Consider the following 5,055-nt stretch of genomic DNA (forward strand, 5'->3'; position numbering starts at 1 on the left):
GGGGTGGCTACGACCACCTGACCGGGGTGGCTCCGGCCAGGTGACAGGGGTGGCTCCGACCGGATGACGGGGGGTGGCTTCGGCCGGGTGACGGGGGGTGGTTCCGGCCTGGCGGCGGGGTGCGTCCGGAAGGCTGCCGGGGTGTTCGGGCGGGGGCGCCGGTGAACCTATTGGGCATGGTCCAGCAAGCATTTTCGGTCAAGCCGGCGAACGTGTCATCGTCGCTCGAGCGCAGCCGTCTCCCCACCCCCGCCGACGGTCCCTCGACGGGGCGGCTGGTCGGTATCGATCTGGCTCGTGGACTCGCGGTCTTCGGCATGTTCTCGGTACACGTCGGGCCTGATGCGACGGTGGGCGGCCCGGTGGGATTCCTGATGGAGACGGCGAGTGGCCGCTCCGCGGCCCTCTTCGCGCTGCTCGCCGGCTTCTCACTGGTCATCATCACCGGCCGCCCCCACCCCCGTACCGGACGGGCGGGCCGCCAGGCAGTGGTCAGGATCGTGATCCGTGCCGTCGTCCTGCTGGTCCTCGGTTACGCGCTGTCCGCCCTGGACACCGAGGTCAACGTGATCCTCAGCTTCTACGGCGTGCTGTTCCTGACCGTGCTCCCGCTGTACCGGTTGCGGGCCAGGACGCTCGCCCTGATCGCCGCCGCCACCGCGCTGGTGCTGCCCCAGGTGCTGTACGTGATGAGAGCGTCCATCGAGGACGGGCGCTGGGCGCACGCCGTCATCGTCCATGATCCGTTGGCCCTGATCAGCGGCACGGGCGGCACCCTAGAGCTCTTGTTCACCGGTGCGTATCCGGTGCTCACCTGGATCTCGTTCCTGATCGCGGGAATGGCGGTGGCCCGGCTGGACCTCGCGCGCCCGGGCATCCGATCCCGGCTCACGCTCGCCGGCGGGGCGCTCGCGCTGCTGGGCTACGGCGGCTCCTGGCTCGCCCTGCACCTGGTCCCGCACGCCCTGTCCGCCGTCGCCTCCGCCACGGACGGTGGTCCGGCATCATCCGCCTGGTGGTCCGACCGCGTCGGCGAGCCCGGCGGTCACCCCCCGCTCGCCTGGCTGCTGGTGGCCGTACCGCACAGCGAGACCACCTTCTCCATCGTCGGCAACACCGGACTCGCCCTCGTCGTGGTCGCCGCGTGTCTGATCGTCGCCGAACGGATGCCGCGCCTCACCCGCCTGGCCACACCCGTGGCCGCCGTCGGCATGACGGCGCTGACCGCCTACGTCCTGCACATCGTCGCGCTGTGGTTCTTCAGCGAGGTCTGGTACGTGCCCGCGATCGCGGGGGACACACTGTCCGCCCTGACGGGGCTGTTCGGCTTCATCGCGGCCGCCATGCTCCTGGCGACGGTGTGGACCCGGCTGTTCCGACGCGGTCCTCTGGAGGAGCTTCTCCACCTCGCCACCCAGCCGGCACGGAACGTCAGATGAGTCCGCGGCCCTCGTCGCCGGGCATGGGCGGGAGCCCTGCGCGAGGGCCTGGCCCCGCGTGGACGATCGGCGCGTCCCTCGCGGGGCCCAGGCTCCCTCGGTCCGGCAGCGCCGGTTGGACCGCCGTCAGTGCCAGTTGCTGATCTTGACGTCGCGCGGCGCGGGGTCACCCTTGCCGGTTTCGACCAGCTGCTTGAGGCTCATCAGGAAGATCGCCCACTTGGTGCTGCAGTGGTACATGAACTCCACCGGCTCATTCCAGCCCTCGTGCCGAAACAGCACGATCGTGAAGCCGTCCTCCTGCTCGAGCTCGAAGCGGATCCGCGTTCCGATCCACTCCTCGGGACCGTCGACGACCTCCCAGAGCACGCGCCCGCCGGGCTCCGCCTCCAGAACCTTCATGTCGAACCCACCGGGCTCGAAGCGGAACCGGACCACTCCCCCGACGCCGGCGTCGCCGTCCGTGTCCTCGGTCCACCAGCCCGCCAGGCCGTCGACGGTGGTCAAGGCCGTGTAGACGGCGTCGGGAGACGCCACGACTCCGATCCTGTGCAGGATGTCCGCCATCTCGATACCTCTTTCCGTGGGGCGCCCGTCTTCGGGCGCTGCTCGTCACCGACGCCGCGGTTTCGGCGGCGTGCGTTCGTGGGGGATCAGCTCTCCTGGCTGCGCTGGATCGCCTCGGCGATCCGCTTGATGCGCTGTAGCCGGGCGTCCCAGCTGGCCCCGACCCAGGACAGCTGCGCGACCGCGCGGGCGAGCTGGGCCTCGTCGACCTCGTAGAGGCGCTCGCGCCCGGAGGGCGTGACATGGACCAGGCCGACCCGGCCGAGTACGCCGAGGTGTTTGGCGACCGCCTGCCGGGTGACCGGCAGCTGCTCACTCAACGTGGTCGCCGTGCCGGCGCCGCCGGTCAGCAGCAGGTCGAGCATCCGTCGCCGGATGGGATCGCCCACCGCCGACCAGAGATCGTCGTCTATGGCCACGCTCATGGCTTCGACACCACGCGGGCGACGTAGCTGACCAGGCGAGGCAGGAAGTAGTTCCAGCCGTTGACGTGCTCGCGGTACTGCTCCTCGAGCACGGCCGCCTCCCAGCCCTTCTCCCGGAACCCGGTCTCGCTGAAGCGCAGCAGCGTGCCCGCGCCCGACGGGACCAACTCGAAGGTCACCAGGAGCGAGTTGGCCGGCGCGGCGACCTCGCCCTCGTCGTACACCCACCGGAAGGTGAACCGCCTGGGCGGGTCAGCCTCCACCACCGTGACCGGTACGGTCTGCGCGTCCGGCTTGGTCCTGTCTCCGAACGTGATGACCCCGGTGGCGCCGGGGACCGGCTTGAGGTCTGCCTCGTCCGGCCACCACTCCCGCAGGTGTTCGGGCTTGCTGACCACCTCGTAGACCACCTCGGGCGTGGCTTCGATGTGGATCTCCCGCTCGATGCTGCCGTACTCCATCCCGCTCTCCTCCTTTCGCAACCTTCGGTTGCATGTAACCCTAGAACACTCCTGCGAAATGCGCAACCTTTGGTTGCTCGTGAGTCGACCGCCGAGGCAAAGCGGGCGGTCGCGCGTGTCTTGCCTATGGGCGAGGCGTGGGGAATGCTTTCCCGGCCGCGATCCGCGGAGTCATGAATTGGCATGTACCTGACAGTTCACAGGAGGTTCCCCACCCATGCCCTTCCTGCCACGGCGTGGCCGACCAGGCCCCCGCACGCTCCGGCGCTACGCCGGCACGGTCTCTGGGCTCGGTGCCCTTGTCGTGACGCTGAGCCTGTTCACCGGCTCCGTCCCGGCGTCGGCCTTCGACCTGCCCTGGTGGCCGGGCCCGTCGACGCCGGCGTTCAACAGCCTCACCAGCGCCGGCAACCCGGACTGGATGAGCCGGCTTCCCGACTCGACGGGTCTGGGACGGATGTCGATCCCCGGGACCCACGACACCATGGCGGTTCACGGTGGCGCCCTCGCACCCTGGTACTACCAGACCCAGGAGAACCACGGCGACAGCGCGGACACCCTGACCGCGCAGCTGAACGCGGGCATCCGCGCCATCGACATCCGCGTCCGCATCGTCAACAACAACACCGCGTTCGCCATCCACCACACGAACGTCTACCAGAACGCCAACCTCGACGACGTCCTCACCAAGGCCCGGGCCTTCCTCACCGCCCACCCGGGCGAGACCATCCTCATGAGCCTGCACGGCGAGTGCGACGGCGACACCACCGAGGGCGGCACCGGCGGACTGCAGATCGGCAAGTGCGTCGACGACCCGCCCGACGCCACGGGCCCCGACCGCACCCGCATCTTCGACAGCTATCTCGACCGCTACCCCGGGCTGTTCTACGCGCCCACCGTGACCGGCAGCAGCACGGCCGACACCCCCACCCTCGGCCAGGCACGCGGTCACATCGTGCTCACCGGCTTCAGCGGCCCCCGAGGCCAGGCGTACGACGGATTCGGCCTCTCCCACTGGCTTCCCACGCCGTTCATCCCGTGGACCGAGTGCAATCTGGACACCAGGTGGTCGCTGGTCACGGCCAGTCTCCAGCAGATCGCCGCCGACACGACCAACACCATCGGCGGCACCGGGCTCTCCGCCAGCTGTCCGCCCTTCGGCGCGACCTACACCCAGGTGGCCAACGGTTACGGCGGCGAACAGGGCATGAACCAGCGCATGCTCGACCACCTGCACACAGCCTCGGGTCACACCGGGGTCATCAGCATGGACTGGCCGGGCGGCCGGCTCATCGACGCGATCATCGCCCACAACACGACCGACACCGATTCGGTTCGATGACACTCCGTCAAGGGCCATAAGAGCGACGGACGTTGACCCTCGCTTCCCGGCCCCCGCGTCACGGGTGGGGGCCGTGGTGGTACACCACACCGGTGTGCAGGCCACCGGTGGTGGCGAACAACTCGGGGATGGTGACGAGGTGGTACCCGCGCGCTCTCAGCACCAGGATCAGCGAGGGGACGGCCGGCGGGGTCGTCGCGTACCGGTCGTGCAGGACGACGATCGCGCCCGGCCGCACCCGGGCGAGCACGGCCCGCTCGATGAACGCCGGGTTGTGGTGCTTCCAGTCCTGGGGGCTGATGTTCCACATCACCACTGCCGTCCCCGCGTCGCCGGCCGCCTCGCGTACGCGCGGGTTCCACGCCCCGAACGGCGGCCGGAAGAGCACCGGCCGGTTCCCCGTGACGGAGGCGATCTGCCGTGCCGCGGCCTTGATCTGGTAGTCGATCCGGGCCGTGGGCAGGAGGGGGAGGTGGGGGTGGCTGACCGTGTGATCGCCGATCGCGTCGCCGTCCCGGTACTCCCGCAGCGTGTCCGCGCGGTAGTGCAGCGCGTGCGGTCCGATGAGGAAGAACGTGGCGACGGCGTGCGTGCGCTCAAGGGTGCCGAGCAGCGCGGCCGTGTACCGGGTCGGCCCGTCGTCGAAGGTGAGGGCCACGCATCGGACGGCTCGGCAGTCGACGGCGTGCGCGTGCGGGGGGCCGGTGAACGCGGGGTGCGGGGCCGCGGCGGTCGCCGTCGTCGCGCCGATTGCGGACACGGCGATCGACAGTGCTGCGGCGGCGACGGTCTTCGCCGTACGGTGCCGATTCGGCCTGGCA

At 70.1% G+C, this 5,055-nt stretch carries 6 protein-coding genes; 2 read left to right on the forward strand and 4 right to left on the reverse strand.

The annotated features are described in order from the left end of the window. Positions 1-317 precede the first annotated feature (317 nt). Positions 318-1,439, forward strand: a complete 1,122-nt coding sequence (locus ACWEN3_RS41145; protein ID WP_452982241.1) for a DUF418 domain-containing protein — start codon at positions 318-320, stop codon at positions 1,437-1,439. A 126-nt stretch (positions 1,440-1,565) separates the two neighbouring features. On the opposite strand, the gene ACWEN3_RS41150 is transcribed toward ACWEN3_RS41145, so the two are convergent. The 3 genes from ACWEN3_RS41150 to ACWEN3_RS41160 form a co-directional block, all read right to left on the reverse strand. Then, positions 1,566-2,006 carry an SRPBCC family protein gene (locus tag ACWEN3_RS41150; RefSeq protein WP_452982243.1) on the reverse strand — a complete coding sequence of 147 codons (441 nt, stop codon included), beginning with the start codon at positions 2,004-2,006 and terminating at the stop codon, positions 1,566-1,568. A gap of 86 nt (positions 2,007-2,092) precedes the next feature. After that, the gene (locus tag ACWEN3_RS41155; protein WP_452982246.1) at positions 2,093-2,431 is read right to left on the reverse strand and encodes an ArsR/SmtB family transcription factor; all 339 of its coding nucleotides are present in this window, start codon (positions 2,429-2,431) and stop codon (positions 2,093-2,095) included. After that, entirely contained in the window at positions 2,428-2,892 is a 465-nt protein-coding gene (locus ACWEN3_RS41160) for an SRPBCC family protein (protein WP_452982249.1), read from the reverse strand. Before ACWEN3_RS41160 ends, ACWEN3_RS41155 begins: the two co-directional genes overlap by 4 nt. Positions 2,893-3,196: 304 nt before the next feature. Between ACWEN3_RS41160 and ACWEN3_RS41165 the strand changes: the two genes are divergently transcribed. Next, positions 3,197-4,234: a phosphatidylinositol-specific phospholipase C domain-containing protein gene (locus tag ACWEN3_RS41165; RefSeq protein WP_452982252.1), complete on the forward strand. Its 1,038-nt coding sequence runs from the start codon at positions 3,197-3,199 to the stop codon at positions 4,232-4,234. A 58-nt stretch (positions 4,235-4,292) separates the two neighbouring features. On the opposite strand, the gene ACWEN3_RS41170 is transcribed toward ACWEN3_RS41165, so the two are convergent. Next, the coding region (locus tag ACWEN3_RS41170) for a polysaccharide deacetylase family protein (RefSeq protein WP_452982255.1) at positions 4,293-5,055 on the reverse strand (763 nt) is incomplete at its 5' end.

The sequence above is a fragment of the Streptomyces sp. NPDC004561 genome, from assembly GCF_053602155.1.

Excerpts from the sequence above, each read along its gene's own strand:
- ACWEN3_RS41145 (WP_452982241.1), top strand. The coding sequence starts at position 318 with ATGTTCTCGGTACACGTCGGGCCTGATGCGACGGTGGGCGGCCCGGTG.
- ACWEN3_RS41150 (WP_452982243.1), bottom strand. The coding sequence starts at position 2,006 with ATGGCGGACATCCTGCACAGGATCGGAGTCGTGGCGTCTCCCGACGCC.
- ACWEN3_RS41155 (WP_452982246.1), bottom strand. The coding sequence starts at position 2,431 with ATGAGCGTGGCCATAGACGACGATCTCTGGTCGGCGGTGGGCGATCCC.
- ACWEN3_RS41160 (WP_452982249.1), bottom strand. The coding sequence starts at position 2,892 with ATGGAGTACGGCAGCATCGAGCGGGAGATCCACATCGAAGCCACGCCC.